Source organism: Pseudomonas sp. FP1154 (assembly GCF_030687245.1).
In the GTDB taxonomy this organism is placed as follows: Bacteria; Pseudomonadota; Gammaproteobacteria; order Pseudomonadales; family Pseudomonadaceae; genus Aquipseudomonas; species Aquipseudomonas rhizophila.
This window is the reverse complement of sequence record NZ_CP117465.1, coordinates 4,921,747-4,939,424: the sequence shown is the minus strand read 5'-3', so window position 1 is coordinate 4,939,424 and position 17,678 is coordinate 4,921,747. Positions and strand designations below refer to the sequence as shown.

17 protein-coding genes are annotated in these 17,678 nt (G+C 61.1%); 10 read left to right on the top strand and 7 right to left on the bottom strand.

Features of this window, described 5'->3' with window-relative positions; genetic code table 11:
• Window positions 1-3 precede the first annotated feature (3 nt).
• The 4 genes from cyoB to cyoE are packed head-to-tail and all read left to right on the top strand — an operon-like array spanning window position 4 to window position 3,899.
• Window positions 4-2,034: a cytochrome o ubiquinol oxidase subunit I gene (gene cyoB / locus PSH91_RS22130; RefSeq protein WP_107321899.1), complete on the top strand. Its 2,031-nt coding sequence runs from the start codon at window positions 4-6 to the stop codon at window positions 2,032-2,034.
• 3 nt (window positions 2,035-2,037) lie between these two features.
• The gene (locus tag PSH91_RS22125) at window positions 2,038-2,664 is read left to right on the top strand and encodes a cytochrome o ubiquinol oxidase subunit III (RefSeq protein WP_047228598.1); all 627 of its coding nucleotides are present in this window, start codon (window positions 2,038-2,040) and stop codon (window positions 2,662-2,664) included.
• Entirely contained in the window at window positions 2,665-3,000 is a 336-nt protein-coding gene (cyoD, locus tag PSH91_RS22120) for a cytochrome o ubiquinol oxidase subunit IV (protein WP_025211927.1), read from the top strand.
• An 11-nt stretch (window positions 3,001-3,011) separates the two neighbouring features.
• On the top strand, window positions 3,012-3,899 hold the full coding sequence (cyoE, locus tag PSH91_RS22115; RefSeq protein WP_047228597.1) for a heme o synthase: 888 nt from the start codon (window positions 3,012-3,014) through the stop codon (window positions 3,897-3,899).
• Between the two features lie 345 nt (window positions 3,900-4,244).
• Here the strand turns inward: cyoE and PSH91_RS22110 are convergent, their stop codons facing one another.
• The 3 genes from PSH91_RS22110 to PSH91_RS22100 form a co-directional block, all read right to left on the bottom strand.
• Window positions 4,245-4,949, bottom strand: a complete 705-nt coding sequence (locus tag PSH91_RS22110) for a hypothetical protein (RefSeq protein WP_047228596.1) — start codon at window positions 4,947-4,949, stop codon at window positions 4,245-4,247.
• A 138-nt stretch (window positions 4,950-5,087) separates the two neighbouring features.
• Entirely contained in the window at window positions 5,088-6,101 is a 1,014-nt protein-coding gene (locus PSH91_RS22105; RefSeq protein WP_047228595.1) for a diguanylate cyclase, read from the bottom strand.
• 191 nt (window positions 6,102-6,292) lie between these two features.
• Window positions 6,293-7,210 carry a LysR family transcriptional regulator gene (locus PSH91_RS22100; protein WP_047228594.1) on the bottom strand — a complete coding sequence of 306 codons (918 nt, stop codon included), beginning with the start codon at window positions 7,208-7,210 and terminating at the stop codon, window positions 6,293-6,295.
• Window positions 7,211-7,308: 98 nt separating this feature from the next.
• Between PSH91_RS22100 and PSH91_RS22095 the strand changes: the two genes are divergently transcribed.
• Window positions 7,309-8,484, top strand: coding sequence for an aspartate aminotransferase family protein (locus PSH91_RS22095; RefSeq protein ID WP_076386553.1), 1,176 nt, complete (start codon window positions 7,309-7,311; stop codon window positions 8,482-8,484).
• Window positions 8,485-8,588: 104 nt separating this feature from the next.
• Complete coding sequence (locus PSH91_RS22090) at window positions 8,589-9,323, top strand: OmpA family protein (RefSeq protein ID WP_076383595.1); 735 nt, start codon at window positions 8,589-8,591, stop codon at window positions 9,321-9,323.
• A 127-nt stretch (window positions 9,324-9,450) separates the two neighbouring features.
• Here the strand turns inward: PSH91_RS22090 and ehuA are convergent, their stop codons facing one another.
• From ehuA to ehuB, 4 genes are all read right to left on the bottom strand, one after another.
• The gene (gene ehuA, locus PSH91_RS22085; RefSeq protein ID WP_370695169.1) at window positions 9,451-10,320 is read right to left on the bottom strand and encodes an ectoine/hydroxyectoine ABC transporter ATP-binding protein EhuA; all 870 of its coding nucleotides are present in this window, start codon (window positions 10,318-10,320) and stop codon (window positions 9,451-9,453) included.
• Window positions 10,320-10,976 carry an ectoine/hydroxyectoine ABC transporter permease subunit EhuD gene (gene ehuD, locus PSH91_RS22080; protein WP_047228592.1) on the bottom strand — a complete coding sequence of 219 codons (657 nt, stop codon included), beginning with the start codon at window positions 10,974-10,976 and terminating at the stop codon, window positions 10,320-10,322. The genes ehuA and ehuD overlap by 1 nt, the downstream gene beginning before the upstream one ends.
• Window positions 10,973-11,632, bottom strand: a complete 660-nt coding sequence (gene ehuC / locus PSH91_RS22075; RefSeq protein ID WP_047228591.1) for an ectoine/hydroxyectoine ABC transporter permease subunit EhuC — start codon at window positions 11,630-11,632, stop codon at window positions 10,973-10,975. Before ehuC ends, ehuD begins: the two co-directional genes overlap by 4 nt.
• A gap of 66 nt (window positions 11,633-11,698) precedes the next feature.
• Window positions 11,699-12,556 (bottom strand): ectoine/hydroxyectoine ABC transporter substrate-binding protein EhuB, encoded by an 858-nt coding sequence (ehuB, locus tag PSH91_RS22070; RefSeq protein WP_047228590.1) that lies wholly within the window; start codon window positions 12,554-12,556, stop codon window positions 11,699-11,701.
• 290 nt (window positions 12,557-12,846) lie between these two features.
• On the opposite strand from ehuB, the gene PSH91_RS22065 reads away from it, so the two are divergent.
• The 4 genes from PSH91_RS22065 to doeA all read left to right on the top strand — a co-directional run bounded on the left by PSH91_RS22065 (window position 12,847) and on the right by doeA (window position 17,675).
• Entirely contained in the window at window positions 12,847-14,241 is a 1,395-nt protein-coding gene (locus PSH91_RS22065) for a PLP-dependent aminotransferase family protein (RefSeq protein WP_047228589.1), read from the top strand.
• 213 nt (window positions 14,242-14,454) lie between these two features.
• Complete coding sequence (gene eutB / locus PSH91_RS22060; RefSeq protein ID WP_160893368.1) at window positions 14,455-15,426, top strand: hydroxyectoine utilization dehydratase EutB; 972 nt, start codon at window positions 14,455-14,457, stop codon at window positions 15,424-15,426.
• Between the two features lie 24 nt (window positions 15,427-15,450).
• The gene (locus tag PSH91_RS22055; RefSeq protein WP_076383598.1) at window positions 15,451-16,443 is read left to right on the top strand and encodes a cyclodeaminase; all 993 of its coding nucleotides are present in this window, start codon (window positions 15,451-15,453) and stop codon (window positions 16,441-16,443) included.
• 41 nt (window positions 16,444-16,484) lie between these two features.
• Complete coding sequence (gene doeA, locus PSH91_RS22050; RefSeq protein ID WP_281459855.1) at window positions 16,485-17,675, top strand: ectoine hydrolase DoeA; 1,191 nt, start codon at window positions 16,485-16,487, stop codon at window positions 17,673-17,675.
• Window positions 17,676-17,678: the final 3 nt, after the last annotated feature.

The following is a 17,678-nucleotide window of genomic DNA, read 5'->3' as shown; positions in this document are numbered from 1 at the left end:
ACGATGTTTGGTAAATTAAGTTGGGAAGCGATCCCGTTCCACGAGCCGATTGTCATGGTGACCCTCGCCATCATCGCGCTCGGTGGTCTGGCGTTGTTCGCGGGGATTACCTACTTCAAGAAGTGGACCTACCTGTGGACCGAGTGGCTGACGTCGGTCGACCACAAGAAAATCGGCGTGATGTACATCATCGTCGCCATGATCATGCTGCTGCGCGGTTTTGCCGACGCCATCATGATGCGTACCCAGTTGGCCATGGCCACCGAGGGTTCGCCTGGCTACCTGCCGCCTGAACACTATGACCAGATCTTCACCGCCCACGGCGTGATCATGATCATCTTCATGGCGATGCCATTCTTCACCGGCCTGATGAACCTTGCAGTGCCGCTGCAGATCGGCGCGCGTGACGTGGCCTATCCGTTCCTGAACTCCTTGAGCTTCTGGCTGCTGGTTTCCGGTGTGGTACTGATCAACCTGTCCCTGGGCGTTGGCGAGTTTGCCAAGACCGGTTGGGTTGCCTATCCACCGTTGTCGGGACTGCAATACAGTCCGGGCGTGGGGATGGATTACTACATCTGGGCGCTACAGCTATCGGGACTTGGGACAACGCTAACGGGGGTCAACTTCCTGGCCACCGTGCTGAAGATGCGTACCCCGGGCATGAAGCTGATGGACATGCCGATCTTCACCTGGACCTGCACCTGGGCCAACGTCCTGATCGTCGCTTCGTTCCCGATCCTGACCGCTACCCTCGCTTTGCTGACGCTTGACCGCTACATGGATTTCCACATTTTCACCAATGAACTGGGTGGAAATCCGATGATGTACGTCAACCTGTTCTGGGCCTGGGGTCACCCCGAGGTGTACATCCTGATTCTGCCGGCGTTCGGGATTTTCTCCGAAGTCATCTCGACGTTCTCCGGCAAGAAGCTGTTCGGCCACCACTCGATGATCTACGCCAGCGGCGCGATCTCGGTGCTGGGTTTCATGGTCTGGCTGCACCACTTCTTCACCATGGGTTCGGGTGCCAGCGTCAACGCCTTCTTCGGTCTGGCGACGATGCTGATTTCGATCCCGACGGGTGTGAAGCTGTTCAACTGGCTGTTCACCATCTACCAGGGCCGTCTGCGTTTCACCAGCCACGTGCTGTGGACCCTGGGCTTCATGGTGACCTTCGCCATCGGCGGCATGACCGGCGTACTGCTGGCCATCCCGGGTGCGGACTTCGTGCTGCACAACAGCCTGTTCGTGATCGCGCATTTCCATAACGTGATCATCGGCGGCGCTGTATTCGGCTACATCGCCGGCTTCGCCTTCTACTTCCCGAAAGCGTTCGGCTTCAAGCTGCACGAGGGCTGGGGCAAGGCTGCATTCTGGTTCTGGATCTCGGGCTTCTTCGTCGCGTTCATGCCGCTCTATGCACTGGGCTTCATGGGCATGACCCGTCGTCTGAACGCCACCACCAACCCTGAGTGGGTGCCGTACCTGTACGTCGCCATGTTCGGCGCGGTGATGATCGCCGTGGGTATCGCCTGCCAGCTGATCCAGTTGTACGTCAGCGTGCGTGACCGCAAGAAGCCAGAGAACATGTGCGAGCACGGTGACCCGTGGAATGCCCATACCCTGGAATGGTCGACCTCGTCGCCTCCACCGTTCTACAACTTTGCCGTGCTGCCACAAGCCGACGTCATCGACCCGTTCACCGAAGCCAAGGAAAACGGTACCGCGTACCAGACTCCGGCCAAGTACGCGCCGATCCACATGCCCAACAACACCGCGACCGGTGTGGTCATGGGTGCGCTGTTGACCGTGTTCGGTTTCGCGATGATCTGGCACATCTGGTGGCTGGCCATCGCCAGTCTGGTCGGCACCGTGGTGTATTTCACCATTCATGCCGCCCGTGACGATCAGGGCTACATGGTGCCGGTGGATGTCATCGAGCGCATCGAAGCCGAGCAGCACAAACGTCTGGTCGCGGCAGGGAAAGTCCCAGCCACCGCCACCCGTGTTGAAACCTCGTTGGAACAGGCTTAAACCATGTCGAACTTAGTGACCAATGTTGGACACGCCCATGGTCATGACCATGGGCACGATGACCATCACCACGACTCGGGCGAGATGACCGTATTCGGTTTCTGGCTCTACCTGATGACCGACTGCATTCTGTTTGCGTCGATCTTCGCGGTGTACGCGGTGCTGGTTAACAACGTCGCCGGTGGCCCGTCGGGCCACGACATCTTCGAGCTGCCGTATGTGCTGGGCGAGACCGCACTGCTGTTGTTCAGCTCGATCACCTACGGCTTCGCCATGCTGGCGTTGTTCAAGGGCAAGAAAACCCAGGTACTGGGCTGGCTGGCGATGACCTTCCTGCTGGGCGCCGGCTTTATCGCCATGGAGATCAACGAGTTCCACATCCTGATCGCCGAAGGCTACGGCCCTAGCCGCAGCGGCTTCCTGTCCGGGTTCTTCACCCTGGTCGGCACCCACGGTCTGCACGTGACCAGCGGCCTGATCTGGATGGCGATCATGATGTACCAGGTCCACAAAAACGGCCTGACCGCCACCAACAAGACGCGCCTGAGCTGCCTGAGCCTGTTCTGGCACTTCCTGGACGTGGTGTGGATCTGCGTATTCACCGTTGTTTATCTGATGGGGACCCTGTAAATGGCTAACGCACATTCCCACGATGGCCACGACGCCGGCCACGGCAGCGTCAAGTCCTACGCCATCGGTTTCATTCTGTCGGTGATCCTGACGGTTATTCCGTTTGGCCTGGTGATGTACCCGACGCTGCCGAAAAGCCTGACCCTGTGGATCATCCTGATCTTCGCCGTGGTCCAGGTACTGGTGCACCTGGTGTACTTCCTGCATCTGGACCGCTCCGCTGCCCAGCGTAACAACGTGGTCGCGTTTGTCTTTGCCGCGATCGTCATTGTCCTGCTGGTCGGCCTGTCGTTGTGGATCATGTTCAGCATCCACACCAACATGATGGCGCACTGAGGAAAGTCCGGATGTCCTTAAAGCACTTTATCCAAATCACCAAGCCGGGGATCATTTTCGGTAACGTGCTTTCTGTGGCAGGCGGGTTTTTCCTGGCCTCGAAAGGGCATGTCGATCTGGCCATCTTTCTGGCGGCGATGATCGGCACTTCCCTGGTGGTGGCGTCCGGTTGTGTATTCAACAACTGCATCGACCGCGACATCGACATCAAGATGGAGCGCACCAAGAACCGCGCCCTGGTCCAGGGCCTGATCCCGGTGCAACTGGCCCTGGCGTTCGCCACGGTGCTGGGTGTCGCCGGTGTGGCGCTGCTGTACTGGGTGGCCAACCCGTTGGCGGCGCTGTTCGCGGTGATCGGGTTTGTCATCTATGTCGGTTTCTACAGCCTGTACCTCAAGCGCAAGTCGGTCCACGGCACGCTGGTGGGCAGTCTGTCGGGGGCGATGCCGCCAGTGATCGGTTACGTGGCGGTGAGCAACAGCTTCGACATGGCGGCGCTGACGCTACTGGTGATGTTCAGCCTGTGGCAGATGCCGCATTCCTATGCCATTGCGATCTTCCGCTTCAACGATTACCTGGCCGCCTCGATTCCGGTGCTGCCGGTCAAGCGCGGCATCCAGGTGGCCAAGAAGCACATCCTGCTCTACATCCTGGCCTTCCTCGTGGCGACCTTGATGCTGACCTTCAGCGGCTACGCCGGCATGAGCTACCTCGCCGTCGCCGCCGCCATGGGCATGTACTGGTTGTACATGGCCTGGACCGGCTACAAGGCGGTGGATGACACGGTCTGGGCACGCAAGCTGTTCGTGTTCTCGATCTTCACCATCACCGCCCTGAGCGTCATGATGTCCCTGGACTTCAAAGTGCCGAGTGAGTTGTTGCTGACTTACGCGCCTTAAGCTTCAGACGCCACACAAAAAGCCCCGCCTTCGAGAGAAGTGCGGGGCTTTTTTGTGGGTGTTGCTTCGAACTGTCGACATTCCTGTGGGAGCGAGCTTGCTCGCGAAAGCGGTGGGTCAGCTGAGGTGATGTTGACTGACAGGGCGCATTCGCGAGCAGGCTCGCTCCCACAGGTGCTATGGCGAGCACATAATCTGCGAACGCCGCTGATCCATTGTGGGAGCGAGCCTGCTCGCGATGACGCCGGCCCATTCAACATCGATGCAAGCTGAACCACCGCTTTCGCGAGCAGGCTCGCTCCCACAGGTTCTGGCGGCGGGCTGACAACCGCCGAACAAGAAGGCTTATTGCTGGGCGATGCTGTAGCCGTCGAACGCTTTGTGCTGTTGCAGGGCGGTGACGATGCTTTTGCGGGTGACCGGTTGTTCGGTGCCGTCGTTGTCCAGGAAGATGTCGTTTTCCAGCTCGGCCTGGTCGCCTTCGCCGACGAAACTGAAGCCCAGGAATTCGAAGGCCTCGCGGTCGACGTTTGGCTTGGAGCGTGGGGTGCGCAAGGGCAGGGTGACGCTGATGCCGTCCTTGCTGATGACAAACACTTCGGCCTCTTTCTTGGGCCGCGAGGCTTTGCCTTTGCTGCCACTCGGATTGCTGATGGCCTGGTGGGTCTGGTTCAGCACTTTCAGGGCCAGGCCATAAACCAGTTCCTGGAAGGTCGGGTCGTCCTTGTAGCTGGACAGGATACGGCTGATGGGGAAGCGGCTGCTCAGGTCTTCCAGTGCCGCGAAATCGGCGGCTTCGGCGTCCTTGAGCTGCTTGAGCTGGCCCATCAGTTCGTAGGCCTTGTCATCGTCGAACGCGTCATGGGCCTGGCGGATGGCGTTGCGCAGCTCGCGAATCTGATCGCTTTCGCGGTTCGACTGGAACGCATCGAGAACCATCTCACTGATGCTTTTGGCCTGAGGCAGATGCTGTGAAAGATTGATGGAGTTTTCGTATTCCGCTTTGGACGACAGGGTGACTACGGATTCAGCGGTATTGGAATCGGACATTGAAATTTCACTACTTCTGTTAGCTGGATGAGGCGAGAAAGGCGTTGAGCTTTTTTCCGGTCGCCTAATCTATTGGACCCGGGCGGCGTTGTCACGGTTGAACCGGTGGCAGGTCGGCATTTGTTGTTCAGGTACGCATCATTGGCAGATCACATTCTTGCCGGCCACCTTGGAGCGATACAGCGCCTGGTCCGCCCGGTCCAGCAGCATCGTGTGCTGCTCATCCCCACGCCGCTGTACCACGCCAAAACTCATGGTGACCTGGAAATCGCCCACCGGCAGCAGATCGGACAGGCTACGGCGAATGGTTTCAGCCATCAGGCAGGCGTCGGCCAGGGAGGTATTGGGCAAAATCATGATGAATTCATCACCCCCCCAACGTGCGAGCAAGTCGCCGTCGCGTTCGCAGCGTTTAACGGCTTGCACCACTTGTACCAGCGCTGCGTCGCCGAAAGCATGACCGTAACGATCATTGATGTCCTTGAAGTCATCGACGTCCATGGCGATCAGTGACAACGGCTCGCGAAAACGCTGGGCACGCTCGCAGGCCAGCGGCAGGGCCTGTTCGAGACGATAGCGGTTGGCAACCCGCGTCAGGGCGTCGGTTTCGGCAAGCCTGCGGTTTTCGTCGAGCTGGATCTGCAACTGATGGTTGACCCGGGACAGTTCCAGGGTGCGCTCCTGGATAACGGCTTCCAGCGATTTGTTGCGCCGTTCCAGTTGTTCGAACAGACGCTTCTTGTCGTCAATGCTGCGATGGGCGCCGATCATCCGCGCCACCGTGCCGTCGGGGTTACGGGCGATCACATAGCCACGGTCCTCGATCCACATCCAGGAGCCGTCGCGCGTGCGACAGCGGTATTCGGCCTGGTAGTGATGGGAGCGTTGTTGCAGGTGGTCGTCGAACAAAGCCATCACCTGCGGGTAATCATCGGGATGGATCACGCTTTCCCATGTCAGCACGGTGTTATCGAGTGAGTGAGGCGGATACCCCAGCATCGTGTACCAGCCAGGGTTGCGGTAGACGAAACCGGTGTTGGCGTTCCAGTCCCAGATGCCATCGCTGACCAGCTCAAGGATGGTGTGCAGCACACCTTCGTCCAGACCGGACAGGTCGAGGCGCAGCATATCGATGTTCGAGGCGTCGCCCATCGTCGTTTCCTCAATCAGCCTTGATATCAAAATGCTCGTCCAAGGAAGAAGAGTAGCTGATGGGGCGGGGGGGCACTAGCGGGGTTCGCTCTGTTGGGGCGCTGACGAGGGCCGGGGGTGGACGGTCTGTGTGGGACTCAAGCGCTGGGGGGAAGATCGCAGCCTCGTTGCACGCGTCAGCTCCTACTTTGTCATTCGGGTTGGGTTTGGGGTTTGCCCCATTGCTGCATCGCAAATTCGACAAAGCTGCGCAGTTTGGGCAGCCGATAGCGATCCTGGGCATACATCAGGCTCATTGGCCGGTGGGGAAGTTGATAGTCCTGCAGCAGCGCGACCAGATGGCCTTCCTCCAGGTCTTGCGCCACCAGTGCATCGGGCAGCATCACCACGCCCATGCCGGCCAGGGCCGCGCGATGCAGTCCTGAGGAGCTGTTGATCAGCATCGGCCCAGTCACCGGTACTTTGATTTCACCTTCCGGCCCGTTGATGGGCCAGTGATCCTGGGCGAAGCGCCACTCGTCGCCGGCGGAATAGGCGAAGGACAGGCAGTCGTGCTGCTCCAGGTCAGCGGGTTTTTGCGGTGTGCCGCGGCGCGCCAGGTAGGCCCTGGATGCGCAGATGGTCAGGGTGTAGTCCATCAACGGTCGGGCGATCAGCTTAGGGTCGGTGGGGCCGAGACGGATGGCGACGTCGAAACCATGATCCAGCAGGTCCAGGCGTTGGTTGGTCAGCACCACGTCGAGTTTAAGCTGGGGATGGAGCCGGCTGAATTCGGCCAGCGCCGGGGCAAGGCGCTCGGTGCCAAAGGTCAGTGGCGCGGTGATGCGCAAGGTGCCGGTGGGCTCGCCTTGCGTCTGCTCGGCCAGTCGTTCGGAGTCGGCCACCAGCCCGAGTACTTCCAGGCAGCGCTGGTAATAGGAAGAGCCGAATTCCGTCAGGCGCTGGCGCCGCGTCGTACGGTTGATCAGGCGCACGCCAAGACGTTCTTCCAGTGCGCGAAGGTGATTACCCACCATGGTGGTGGACATTTCGCACGCCTGGGCCGCCGCTGTCAGGCTCCCGGTTTCCACCACTTTGACGTAAACCGTCATTGCCTGAAAAAGATCCATTATCAAGCCTGGCTTTAAAATGATTGAAGGAATGTAGCGTTTATCCAGCAAGAGTGGCTAACCATACTGGAAAAAACCACCTGATGGAGCTTGAAGCCATGACCGCCGCCTGCCTGATGACCACCTACCAACCCCTGGCGCTGAATTTTACCCATGGGTTGGGTACGCGCCTGTGGGATCAGGACGGTCGCGAGTACCTGGATGCGGTGGCGGGCGTGGCTGTGACCAACGTCGGCCATTCCCACCCTCGACTGGTGGAGGCTATCAGCGAGCAGGCTGGCCTGCTGCTGCACACCTCCAACCTGTACGGCATCGACTGGCAGCAACGGTTGGCGAAAAAACTCACTCAGCTCTCAGCCATGGATCGGGTGTTTTTTAACAACTCTGGTGCCGAGGCCAACGAAACCGCACTGAAACTGGCGCGCCTTTATGGCTGGCACAAAGGTATCGAGCAGCCACTGGTGGTGGTCATGGAGAATGCGTTTCACGGACGCACATTGGGCACCTTGTCCGCCAGTGATGGCCCGGCGGTGCGCTTGGGCTTCAATCGGTTGCCGGGGGATTTCATCAAGGTGCCATTCGGTGATCTGGCGGCGCTGGAAAATATTCAGCAGGTTCATGGCGAGCGCATCGTTGCGGTACTGGTGGAACCGATCCAGGGCGAAAGCGGTGTGCAACTGGCGCCGCCGGGCTATCTCAAGGCCTTGCGTCAACTGTGCACCCGGCGCGCCTGGTTGCTGATGCTCGACGAGATCCAGACCGGTATCGGCCGCACCGGCCAATGGTTTGCCTTCCAGCACGAAGGCATCGTGCCGGACGTCATGACCCTGGCCAAGGGCTTGGGCAATGGCGTGCCCATCGGCGCCTGCGTGGCCCGGGGCAAGGCGGCCGAACTGTTTACCCCTGGCAGCCACGGCAGCACCTTCGGCGGTAATCCGCTGGCCTGCCGGGTGGGCTGCACGGTGCTGGACATCATCCAGGAGCAAGGTTTGCTGGACAACGCCAGGCATCAGGGTGAACAGTTGCTCAACCGGCTGACGGCCGAACTGGCGGACAACCCGAACGTGCTGGCGATTCGCGGCCAGGGCTTGATGATCGGCGTCGAACTCAAGCAACCGGTCCGCGACCTGAGCCTTTGTGCCGCACGTGACCACGCTCTGCTGATCAATGTCACTCGCGGCAAGACCATCCGCCTGCTGCCCCCGTTGACCATTGATGGGCGGGAAGTGGAGATGATCGTCAGGGGGGTGAGCCGGTGCCTGGCGCAGGATTAAGGCAAGTGCGACACGGCTGGACGGAATTTTTGCCAATTGCCGTGTTCCAACGCCAGCCAGAGTCGATACTGGCACTTCAGAATTAAAATACCAGGAGCACCTTCATGTTCACCTCGCGTCGCTTGATTGTTGTCGCAACCGCTGTGGCCCTGCTGTCCGGCTGCGCGTCGCCTAATCCTTATGACAACCAGGGGCAGGCCTCCACAGAGTCCTCCGGCATGAGCAAGACTGCCAAGTACGGCGGCCTCGGTGCCCTGGCCGGTGCGTTGGCCGGTGCGGCCATCGGTCACGATAACCGTGGCAAGGGTGCATTGATCGGCGCTGCGGTCGTGGGGGCTTCCGCGGCCGGCTACGGTTACTACGCCGACCAGCAGGAAAAGAAACTGCGTGCCAGCATGGCCAATACCGGCGTTGAAGTGCAGCGCCAGGGCGACCAGATCAAACTGATCATGCCGGGCAACATCACCTTCGCCACCGACTCGGCGAACATCGCATCCAGTTTCTACCAGCCGCTGAACAACCTGGCCAACTCCCTCAAGGAGTTCAACCAGAACCAGATCGAAATCGTGGGTTATACCGACAGCACCGGCAGCCGCCAGCACAACATGGATCTGTCGCAACGTCGTGCACAGAGCGTGGCGACCTACCTGACGTCCCAAGGTGTCAGTGGCGCCAACCTGACGGCCCGCGGTGCCGGCCCGGACAATCCGGTGGCCAGCAACGCCGACGTCAATGGCCGCGCGCAAAACCGCCGTGTCGAAGTCAACCTCAAGGCCATTCCGGGCCAGCAATACCAGACAGCGCCGCAGCAGGGGCAGACTTACCAGCAATACCCATAACCGCTGGGCGGTAAATGAAAGGGGGCCCCTGAAAACAGGGGCCCCCTTTTTTGCGGCTAGCGTTTGGACCTTTGTGGCGAGGGAGCAAGCTCCCTCGCCACAACAGTGTTCACTTTAGTAGATAGGTTCAGTTAGCCTCTTTCACCGCACTCAAGAACGCGCACGTGCGCTCCTGCTGCGGGTTTTCGAAGATCTGCGCCGGAGTGCCCTGTTCGTGGATCTGCCCTTTGTAGAAGAAGCACACCCGGTCGGCGAATTCCCGGGCGAAGCCCATCTGGTGGGTCACCATCAGCATGGTCAGGTTGTGCTCGGCCCCCAGTTTGCGGATCACATTCAGCACTTCGCCACACAGTTCCGGATCGAGTGCCGAGGTCACTTCGTCAAACAGCATCACCTTGGGTCGCATCGCCAGCGCCCGGGCAATCGCCACCCGTTGTTGCTGGCCGCCGGACAACTGCGAAGGGTAATGGTCGAGCTTGCTGCCCAGTCCTACCAGCTCCAGTAAATCGGCGGCGCGCTCCCGGGCTTCCTTCGGATTCATGCCCAGCACCTGCACCGGCGCCTCGATCACGTTTTGCAGCGCGGTCATGTGGGGAAACAGATTGAAGCTCTGGAACACCATGCCGATCTTGCCGCGCACACGGCGGATGTGCCGGTCGTTGGCCGGCACCAGCACGCCGTTGCGGTTGGGCATGTGGGTCAGGGAGTCATCTTCGATGCGGATCTGGCCCTGGTCGATGCCTTCCAGGGTCATCAACACCCGCAACAATGTGGACTTGCCCGAGCCGCTGGGGCCGATGATCGCGACTTTTTCACCGGGCGCGACATCCAGGTTCAGATGGTCGAGCACCGTAAAGCTGCCATAGCTTTTGGTCACGTCCTGGAAACTCACGATCGGCCGGGACGGTGTCTGATCTTGCATGGCCGGGGCCTCCTGCTGCGACGCCAGCGTGCTGCGCCGGGACAAATCGGTGGGCGAGGACAGGGGTAAAGTCATTAGCGTAGCTCCATGCGCGTTTCAAGGCGCCGTACCAGATAGGCCAAGGCGAGGCTCAGGGCGAGGAAGAATAGGCCGACCATGGTGATCGGCTCCAGGTAACGGAAATGCTCGGAGCCGATGTTCTTGGCCTGCTGCATGATTTCCACCACGGTGATCGCCGACAGCACCGGCGTGTCCTTGAGCATCGCCACCAGGTAATTGCCCAGCGGCGGTATGATCGGCCGCAGCGCCTGGGGCAGGATGATGTTGCGGTAAGCGTTGTACGGAGCGATGTTCAGTGCCGTCACCGCTTCCCACTGCGCCCGCGGCACCGCGTCGAGGCCGCTGCGATAGACCTCGGCGATGTAGCAGGCGTAGTGCAGGCCGATACCCAGGATCCCCACTTGCATGGCCGTCAGGCTCAAGCCGTAGTTAGGCAGCACGTAATAGAGGAAATACACCTGGATCAGCAGCGGCGTACTGCGGATGAACTCGATCACGGCGGTGGCCGGCCATGACAGCCAGACTTTTCGGCTGCGCCGACCAATTGCCAGGAACAGCCCCAGGACAATCGCGATCAGAAAGCCGATCAGGGTGATGCCCACCGTATTGAGCGAGGCGCGCAGCAAGTCCGGCAGGATCTGTGCGGCGTAGGACCAGTCGAACAAGGTCATGACAGACCTCCACGCATCCGGCCCCGGCTCAGTCGTCGCTCGACATGGCGCATACCCAGGTTAATGGCCTGGGCGAGGATGAAATACATCACCAGCGCCAGGCTGAAGATTTCCAGGGTCTGGAAGGTTGCCTGATCCAGCTGCCGCGCGCGGAAGCTCAGGTCGGACAACGTGATCAACGACACCAGTGACGTGTTCTTGAGCAATTCGATCAGCAGGTTGGTGCCCGGTGGGATCGCCGCCAGCAGGGCCTGGGGCAGGATGATCCGCTTGAAGCGCTTGAAGCCGCTGAAATTCAGCGCCGTGCACGCTTCGTATTGCCCCTTGGCCACCGAGCTGATGGCGCCGCGCATGACTTCGGCACCATAAGCGCCGATGTGCAGGCCCAGGCCGACAATCGCCACAGCATAGGGGCTCAACTCAACGTTGAACGGCGGCAGTGGCAGCACGAAGAACAACCAGAACAACTGCACCAGCAGCGACGTGCCACGAAACACTTCGATGTAGGTGATGGAAAACCAGCGCAGCGCTCGCCACGGTGACAGTCGCCCCAAGGCCGCCAGGACCGCGGCGACGATCGCCAGCAGCGAGCCGAGAAAGGTCACCTGAAGCGTGACCCAGGCCCCTTGAATTAATAACGGAAGTAATTCGCCCATGGTTCAACCCGATATCCGATGAAGCAGGGAACAGGCATCACGCACTGCGCGTCATGCCCGTTTCGGCTATGGCTGAGCGCAGAGCTCGGCCGCGGTTTTGCTGGTCACGTTGGACTTGTCGAAACCGAACGGCGCAACGGCCTTGAGGTGTTCTTCAGAGCCTAGCCATTTCTTCAGCTCGGCATTGACCGCATCGCGCAGGTCTTTGTCTTCGGGGCGGAAGGCGAGGGCGCCGTAGCCGATGTGCGACGGGTCGTCCTTGAACTCGGTCATCGCCTCAACCTTGTCACCGCCCTTGCTGGCCAGGCCCTTCATGGTCAGTTGCGTGCCGACGGCAGCGTCCGCCCGACCGGCGCGCACCGCTTGCAACTGCGCGGTGGTGTCGGGGACCTGAAGGATCTGCTCATCCTTGACCCCGGAATCCCGGGCGTACGCCAGGTTCACCGTACCGGCCATGATTGCCAGCTTCACGTCAGGTTGTTTGGCGATGTCTTCATAGCTGTGCAGTTGCTTGGGATTGCCCTTGGCCACGAGCAGGGCATCGGGCAACTGGTATTGCGGATCGGTGAACAATACCTGCTTGCAGCGCGCCGGCGTGATGTACATCCCGGCGGCAATCACATCGAATCGGCCGGCGCGCAGGCCGGGAATCAGCGAGCCCCATTCGGTGAGCACGCCGTTGACCTGCTTGATGCCCATCTTGGCGAAGATGATCTTGGCGATTTCCGGTGATTCACCGGTAACGGTGCCGTCGGTTTCGGTAAAGGCGAACGGCGTTTCGTTGGCGTAGCCGATCCGGATGCTGCTGTTGCTTTTTACGGTATCGAGGGTGGCGGCGTGAACGCTGCCAGCCAGGCCAAGTACGGCACAAGTCATTAAGAGCCGACGCAGGGGCGCGCATGTGGCGGGAAGGAAATTGCTCATCGGTAAAATCTCCTGTTTCTTGTGGATCCGTCGTTTGACGGCTCTGTGGTAGGAGGCAGTGTTACAAGAGCAAAGCGTACAGCGGCTGATCCGGCCTTGGCCTGGAATCGGGAGCGGCGCCGGTACAGGTCGATCCGGCTTTTTTGTCGGGGTGGTGAACCCGCCTGGATGACAACCTTGGACCGAGCATACAAAAGCCCCGGCACCGATTGTATTGCACTAGGACAATTGCTTTGTCGCCGTTGCCGCGGGATGCTGTGCGCACCAGAACACACGCGGGTTGCAGCGTCATGGAAAAGTGGAAATCAGCCTTGGACGCGGCCCGTAGCGGTGAGTCCAAATACAAGATTCTGGTACAGGCCATTGCTGACGATATCGAGCAGGGCGCCCTGGCCAATGACCAACGCCTGCCGCCGCAACGGCAAGTGGCCGACGCCATGGGCATCAGCGTGCAGACCGTTACTAATGCCTACAAGGAGCTGGAGCGCCAGGGGCTGGTGCGCTGTGAAGTGGGGCGCGGCAGCTTCGTTTCGCGACGTATGAGTGATCGGGTCGCGACCTACATCCTCGACAGCCCCGAGCGCGCGCTGGTGGACTTTTCCATCACGCGAATCATGCACACCCGCGAGCACGACCAGTTCTGGCGCGACACCTGCCTTCAATTGAGTACCGAAGAAGACCAGCCGTGGATTCATGCTTTTCGGCCGATCGCAGGTTTTGAATCCCATCGCGAAGCGGCCGCCCAATGGATCGGCCGCCAGAGGTTGAAGGTTGATCGCAACGACATATTGATCACCAACGGCGCAGCCCATGGGATCTTCCTTGCTCTTGCTTCCCTGGCCGGCCCCGATGATGTGGTGCTCTGCGAAGGGGTGACCGACCACGGGGTGATCGGCAATTCCCAGGTGCTGGGTTTCACCCTCAAGGGCCTGGAGATGGATCGCTATGGCATCGACCCTGAACACTTCGAGGACATGTGCAGCAACGAGCGCATCACCGCGCTGGTGTGCACGCCGAACCTGAACAACCCCACCACCAGCCTGATGCCCGACACCCGCCGGCGGGAAATCGCCGAGATTGCCCGGCGCTTTGGTGTGCACATCATCGAAGATGACGTATACGGTCCGCTGCTGGACGAGCGCCGTGCGCCGCCCATCAGCCACTACCTGCCGGAGCTGTCGTTCTATTGCACCAGCATGACCAAGTCGGTGCTCACGGGGCTGCGCATCGGTTATCTGGTGGTGCCCAAGCGCCTGGCGCTACGCACCGAGAGCATCCTGCGGGTCAACAGCTGGATGGCCACGCCGATGGTCTCGGAGATCGCCGCCCGCTGGATTCGCGATGGCCGCGCCGAGTCGCTGGTGCAGCTGCAACGACGGCTGTTGGCCGGGCGCCAGGCGATGGTGACCGAGTACATGGGCGAGCATCTGCTGGGCCAGCATCCTCACGCCTTGAATGCCTGGATAGGCATCCCACCCCGGTGGGAGGTGGACAGCCTGGTGCGGGCGCTGCGGCACAAACACATCGCCGTAACCTCTCCCGACCCGTTCACCGTGCGCGGCACCCCCAAACCTCGTGCGGTGCGAGTATGCGTAGGCGCCGAATGCAGCGATGAGGAAATGCGCCATGCGCTGATCGGCATGCGCGAGATGTTTGACCAGTATCCGCAGGTGCATGATTTTTAACTGTGGGAGCGAGCCTGCTCGCGATAGCGGCGTAACAGCCAACAGAAACTGTGGCTGTACTGTCCCCATCGCGAGCAGGCTCGCTCCCACAGGGGATTTGTAGTGGTCGAGGATTTGGGGCCGGACAATCATTGATTAAATTGCCCTAGTACATTCATCACCACAATCCAGCCCTCTTAGACTGCGCCCAACACATCAGCTCGGGACGCGGTCATGGCAGTGTTGCAGCTACAGGATGTCTACCTCGCTCGCCAGCGCATCGAATCGCTGGTGCGGCGTACGCCCATGGAGCATTCCCCCAGCCTGTCACGGCTGATGGGGGTGGCGGTGTACCTCAAGCTTGAATCCCTGCAAATCACCGGCAGCTTCAAATTGCGTGGTGCGAGCAATGCCGTGGCCCAGCTCAGCCCCGAGCAAAAGGCCCTCGGCGTGGTCACCGCTTCGACCGGCAATCATGGTCGGGCGCTGGCCCATGCCGCTTCGCAACAAGGCGTCAAGGCGATTGTCTGCCTGTCGAACCTGGTGCCGGCTAACAAGGTCCAGGCGATCCGCGACCTCGGCGCCCAGGTGTGCATCGTCGGTCAGTCCCAGGACGATGCCCAGCGCGAAGCCGAACGCATCGCCAGAGAGCAGGGTGCGACCTTTCTGCCGCCCTTCGACCATTCGGCGATCATCGCCGGCCAGGGCACCCTCGGCCTGGAGATCCTCGAACAACAGCCGGACGTGGCCCAGGTGCTGGTGCCGTTGTCCGGTGGCGGCCTGTTCGCCGGCGTGGCGCTGGCGCTCAAAAGTGCGAATCCGGCGATTCAGGTGCATGGCATCAGCATGGCCCGAGGTGCCGCCATGGGCGCCAGCCTCGCCGCCGGGCATCCGGTGGAAGTCGAGGAGTTGCCCACTCTGGCGGACTCCCTCGGCGGCGGCATCGGCCTGGACAACCGCTACACCTTCGACATGACCCGGCAACTGAGCGATGACCTGCACCTGCTTTCAGAAGCTTCCATCGCCAATGCTTTGCGCCACGCCTATCACGAGGAACGCCTGGTGCTTGAGGGCGCTGCCGTGGTGGGTATTGCCGCTTTGCTCGACGGCCTGATCGAACCGCGTGGCCCCATTGTGCTGGTGATCAGCGGGCGCAACGTCGACACCGAACAACATGCCCGCGTGATCGCCGGGGCCCCTCAATAACCTTCAGCCGCAACGGAGCCAGCCATGAGTGAAGTCACCCTATTGAGCGAAGCGGATCTGCGCAGTTGCGTGGCCCTCGACTTGCCCAGCATCGACGCCATCGAGCAGGCCTTTGTGCTGCTGGCAACGGCAGCCGTGGCGATGCCGCCGATCCTGCGGCTGGACATCCCCGAACATAACGGTGAGGTGGATGTGAAGACCGCTTACCTGCCGGGTCTGGAGCGGTTTGCGATCAAAGTCAGCCCAGGCTTTTTCGATAACCCGAAACTCGGCCTGCCCAGCCTCAACGGCATGATGATGCTGTTGTCGGCGCGCACCGGTTTGCTCGAGGCGCTGTTACTCGACAACGGCTACCTCACTGCCGTGCGCACGGCCGCGGCCGGGGCGGTGGCGGCGCGCTGCCTGTCCCGCCCGCAGAGCCGCAGTGTCGCGTTGATCGGCGCTGGCGAGCAGGCCGCGTTGCAGCTTCAGGCGCTGCGTCTGGTGCGGCCCATCGAGGAGGTGCGGGTCTGGGCTCGCGATGCACAAAAGGCCCAGGCCTTCAGTGCCGAACTGGCACGTGAGACGGGGCTTTCGGTGACACCGTGCGCAACGCTCGACGCCGCGCTGGAAGGTGTGGACATCGCCATTACCTGCACACCCAGTCGTGAGCCGCTGATCGAGTCCCGGCATCTGCATCCCGGCCTGCATATCACGGCGATGGGCTCGGACGCGGAGCACAAGAACGAGATTTGTCCGCAAGCCCTGGCGGCAGTCGACTGCTACGTCGCTGATCGCCTGAGCCAGACCCGCGTGCTCGGCGAATTGCATCACGCCCTGGCGGCCGGTGTCGTCGGCGATGAGTCGGCGTTGCTGGAGCTGGGCCAGGTACTGGCGGGGCAGCGGGCCGGGCGGACCGATGAGGCGCAAGTCACCTTGTGCGACCTCACCGGCACCGGCGCCCAGGACACCGCCATCGCCAACCTGGCTTTCGAGCGGGCGCGGGCGGCAGGCAAGGGTTTCCCATTCGGTCGTTGACCGATCTTTTATTCGTGCGTCATTGATCAGAGGGCAGGTGGATGTCAGAGATAGTCGTCAATCTTCCGTTCCAGCGGGAGGAATACGCCCAGCGCCTGGCGAAGGTCCGTGTGGCCATGCAGGTCCAGGGCCTGGAGCTGTTGCTGGTCACCGATCCGTCGAACATGGCCTGGCTCACCGGCTACGACGGTTGGTCGTTCTACGTACACCAGTGCGTGCTGCTGGCGCTGGACGGCGAGCCCGTGTGGTTCGGTCGCGGCCAGGATGCCAACGGTGCCAAACGCACGGTGTTCATGCAGGCCGAGAATATCGTCGGCTACCCGGACATCTACGTGCAGTCGCGCGAACGCCATCCCATGGACTACCTGTCCCGGGAAGTGATCAGCGCTCGTGGCTGGGGCGCGCTGACCATCGGCGTGGAGATGGACAACTACTACTTCAGCGCCGCCGCATACCTGTCGCTGCAAAAACATTTGCCGCAGGCCAAACTGGTGGACGCGGTGGGCCTGGTGAACTGGCAGCGGGCGGTCAAGTCCCCCCAGGAAATCGCCTACATGCGCATCGCCGCGCGCATCGTCGAGAACATGCACGCTCGGATTCTGGAGCGGATCGAGCCGGGTATGCGCAAGAACGAACTGGTGGCCGAGATCTACAGCAGCGGCATCCTTGGGGCCGATGGTCATGGCGGCGATTACCCGGCCATCGTGCCCTTGCTGCCCACTGGTGCCGACGCCAGCGCGCCGCACCTGACCTGGGACGACTCGCCGTTCGAGAAGGGCGCCGGGACTTTTTTCGAGATTGCCGGTTGCTACAAGCGTTACCACTGCCCGCTGTCACGCACCATCTACCTGGGCAAGCCGCCGCAGCATTTTCTCGACGGCGAAAAAGCCGTGGTCGAGGGCATCGCCGCCGGCCTGGACGCGGCCAAGCCGGGCAACACCACGGGCGACATCGCCGTGGCGTTTTTCAAAGTGCTGGAGAAGTTCGGCATCCACAAGGACAGCCGTTGCGGCTACCCGATCGGTATCAGTTACCCACCGGATTGGGGCGAGCGCACCATGAGCCTGCGCCCCGGCGACACCAGCGTGTTGCAGCCGGGCATGACGTTCCACTTCATGCCCGGATTGTGGATGGACGATTGGGGCCTGGAAATCACTGAAAGCATCCTGATCACCGAAACCGGCGTCGAGACGCTGTGCAACGTGCCTCGTCAATTGTTCGTGAAGGATTGAGCC

Bases quoted from the DNA above. Each gene is read 5' to 3' on its own strand.
- cyoB (WP_107321899.1), top strand. From the start codon at position 4: ATGTTTGGTAAATTAAGTTGGGAAGCGATCCCGTTCCACGAGCCGATT.
- PSH91_RS22125 (WP_047228598.1), top strand. From the start codon at position 2,038: ATGTCGAACTTAGTGACCAATGTTGGACACGCCCATGGTCATGACCAT.
- cyoD (WP_025211927.1), top strand. From the start codon at position 2,665: ATGGCTAACGCACATTCCCACGATGGCCACGACGCCGGCCACGGCAGC.
- cyoE (WP_047228597.1), top strand. From the start codon at position 3,012: ATGTCCTTAAAGCACTTTATCCAAATCACCAAGCCGGGGATCATTTTC.
- PSH91_RS22110 (WP_047228596.1), bottom strand. From the start codon at position 4,949: ATGTCCGATTCCAATACCGCTGAATCCGTAGTCACCCTGTCGTCCAAA.
- PSH91_RS22105 (WP_047228595.1), bottom strand. From the start codon at position 6,101: ATGGGCGACGCCTCGAACATCGATATGCTGCGCCTCGACCTGTCCGGT.
- PSH91_RS22100 (WP_047228594.1), bottom strand. From the start codon at position 7,210: ATGGATCTTTTTCAGGCAATGACGGTTTACGTCAAAGTGGTGGAAACC.
- PSH91_RS22095 (WP_076386553.1), top strand. From the start codon at position 7,309: ATGACCGCCGCCTGCCTGATGACCACCTACCAACCCCTGGCGCTGAAT.
- PSH91_RS22090 (WP_076383595.1), top strand. From the start codon at position 8,589: ATGTTCACCTCGCGTCGCTTGATTGTTGTCGCAACCGCTGTGGCCCTG.
- ehuA (WP_370695169.1), bottom strand. From the start codon at position 10,320: ATGACTTTACCCCTGTCCTCGCCCACCGATTTGTCCCGGCGCAGCACG.
- ehuD (WP_047228592.1), bottom strand. From the start codon at position 10,976: ATGACCTTGTTCGACTGGTCCTACGCCGCACAGATCCTGCCGGACTTG.
- ehuC (WP_047228591.1), bottom strand. From the start codon at position 11,632: ATGGGCGAATTACTTCCGTTATTAATTCAAGGGGCCTGGGTCACGCTT.
- ehuB (WP_047228590.1), bottom strand. From the start codon at position 12,556: ATGAGCAATTTCCTTCCCGCCACATGCGCGCCCCTGCGTCGGCTCTTA.
- PSH91_RS22065 (WP_047228589.1), top strand. From the start codon at position 12,847: ATGGAAAAGTGGAAATCAGCCTTGGACGCGGCCCGTAGCGGTGAGTCC.
- eutB (WP_160893368.1), top strand. From the start codon at position 14,455: ATGGCAGTGTTGCAGCTACAGGATGTCTACCTCGCTCGCCAGCGCATC.
- PSH91_RS22055 (WP_076383598.1), top strand. From the start codon at position 15,451: ATGAGTGAAGTCACCCTATTGAGCGAAGCGGATCTGCGCAGTTGCGTG.
- doeA (WP_281459855.1), top strand. From the start codon at position 16,485: ATGTCAGAGATAGTCGTCAATCTTCCGTTCCAGCGGGAGGAATACGCC.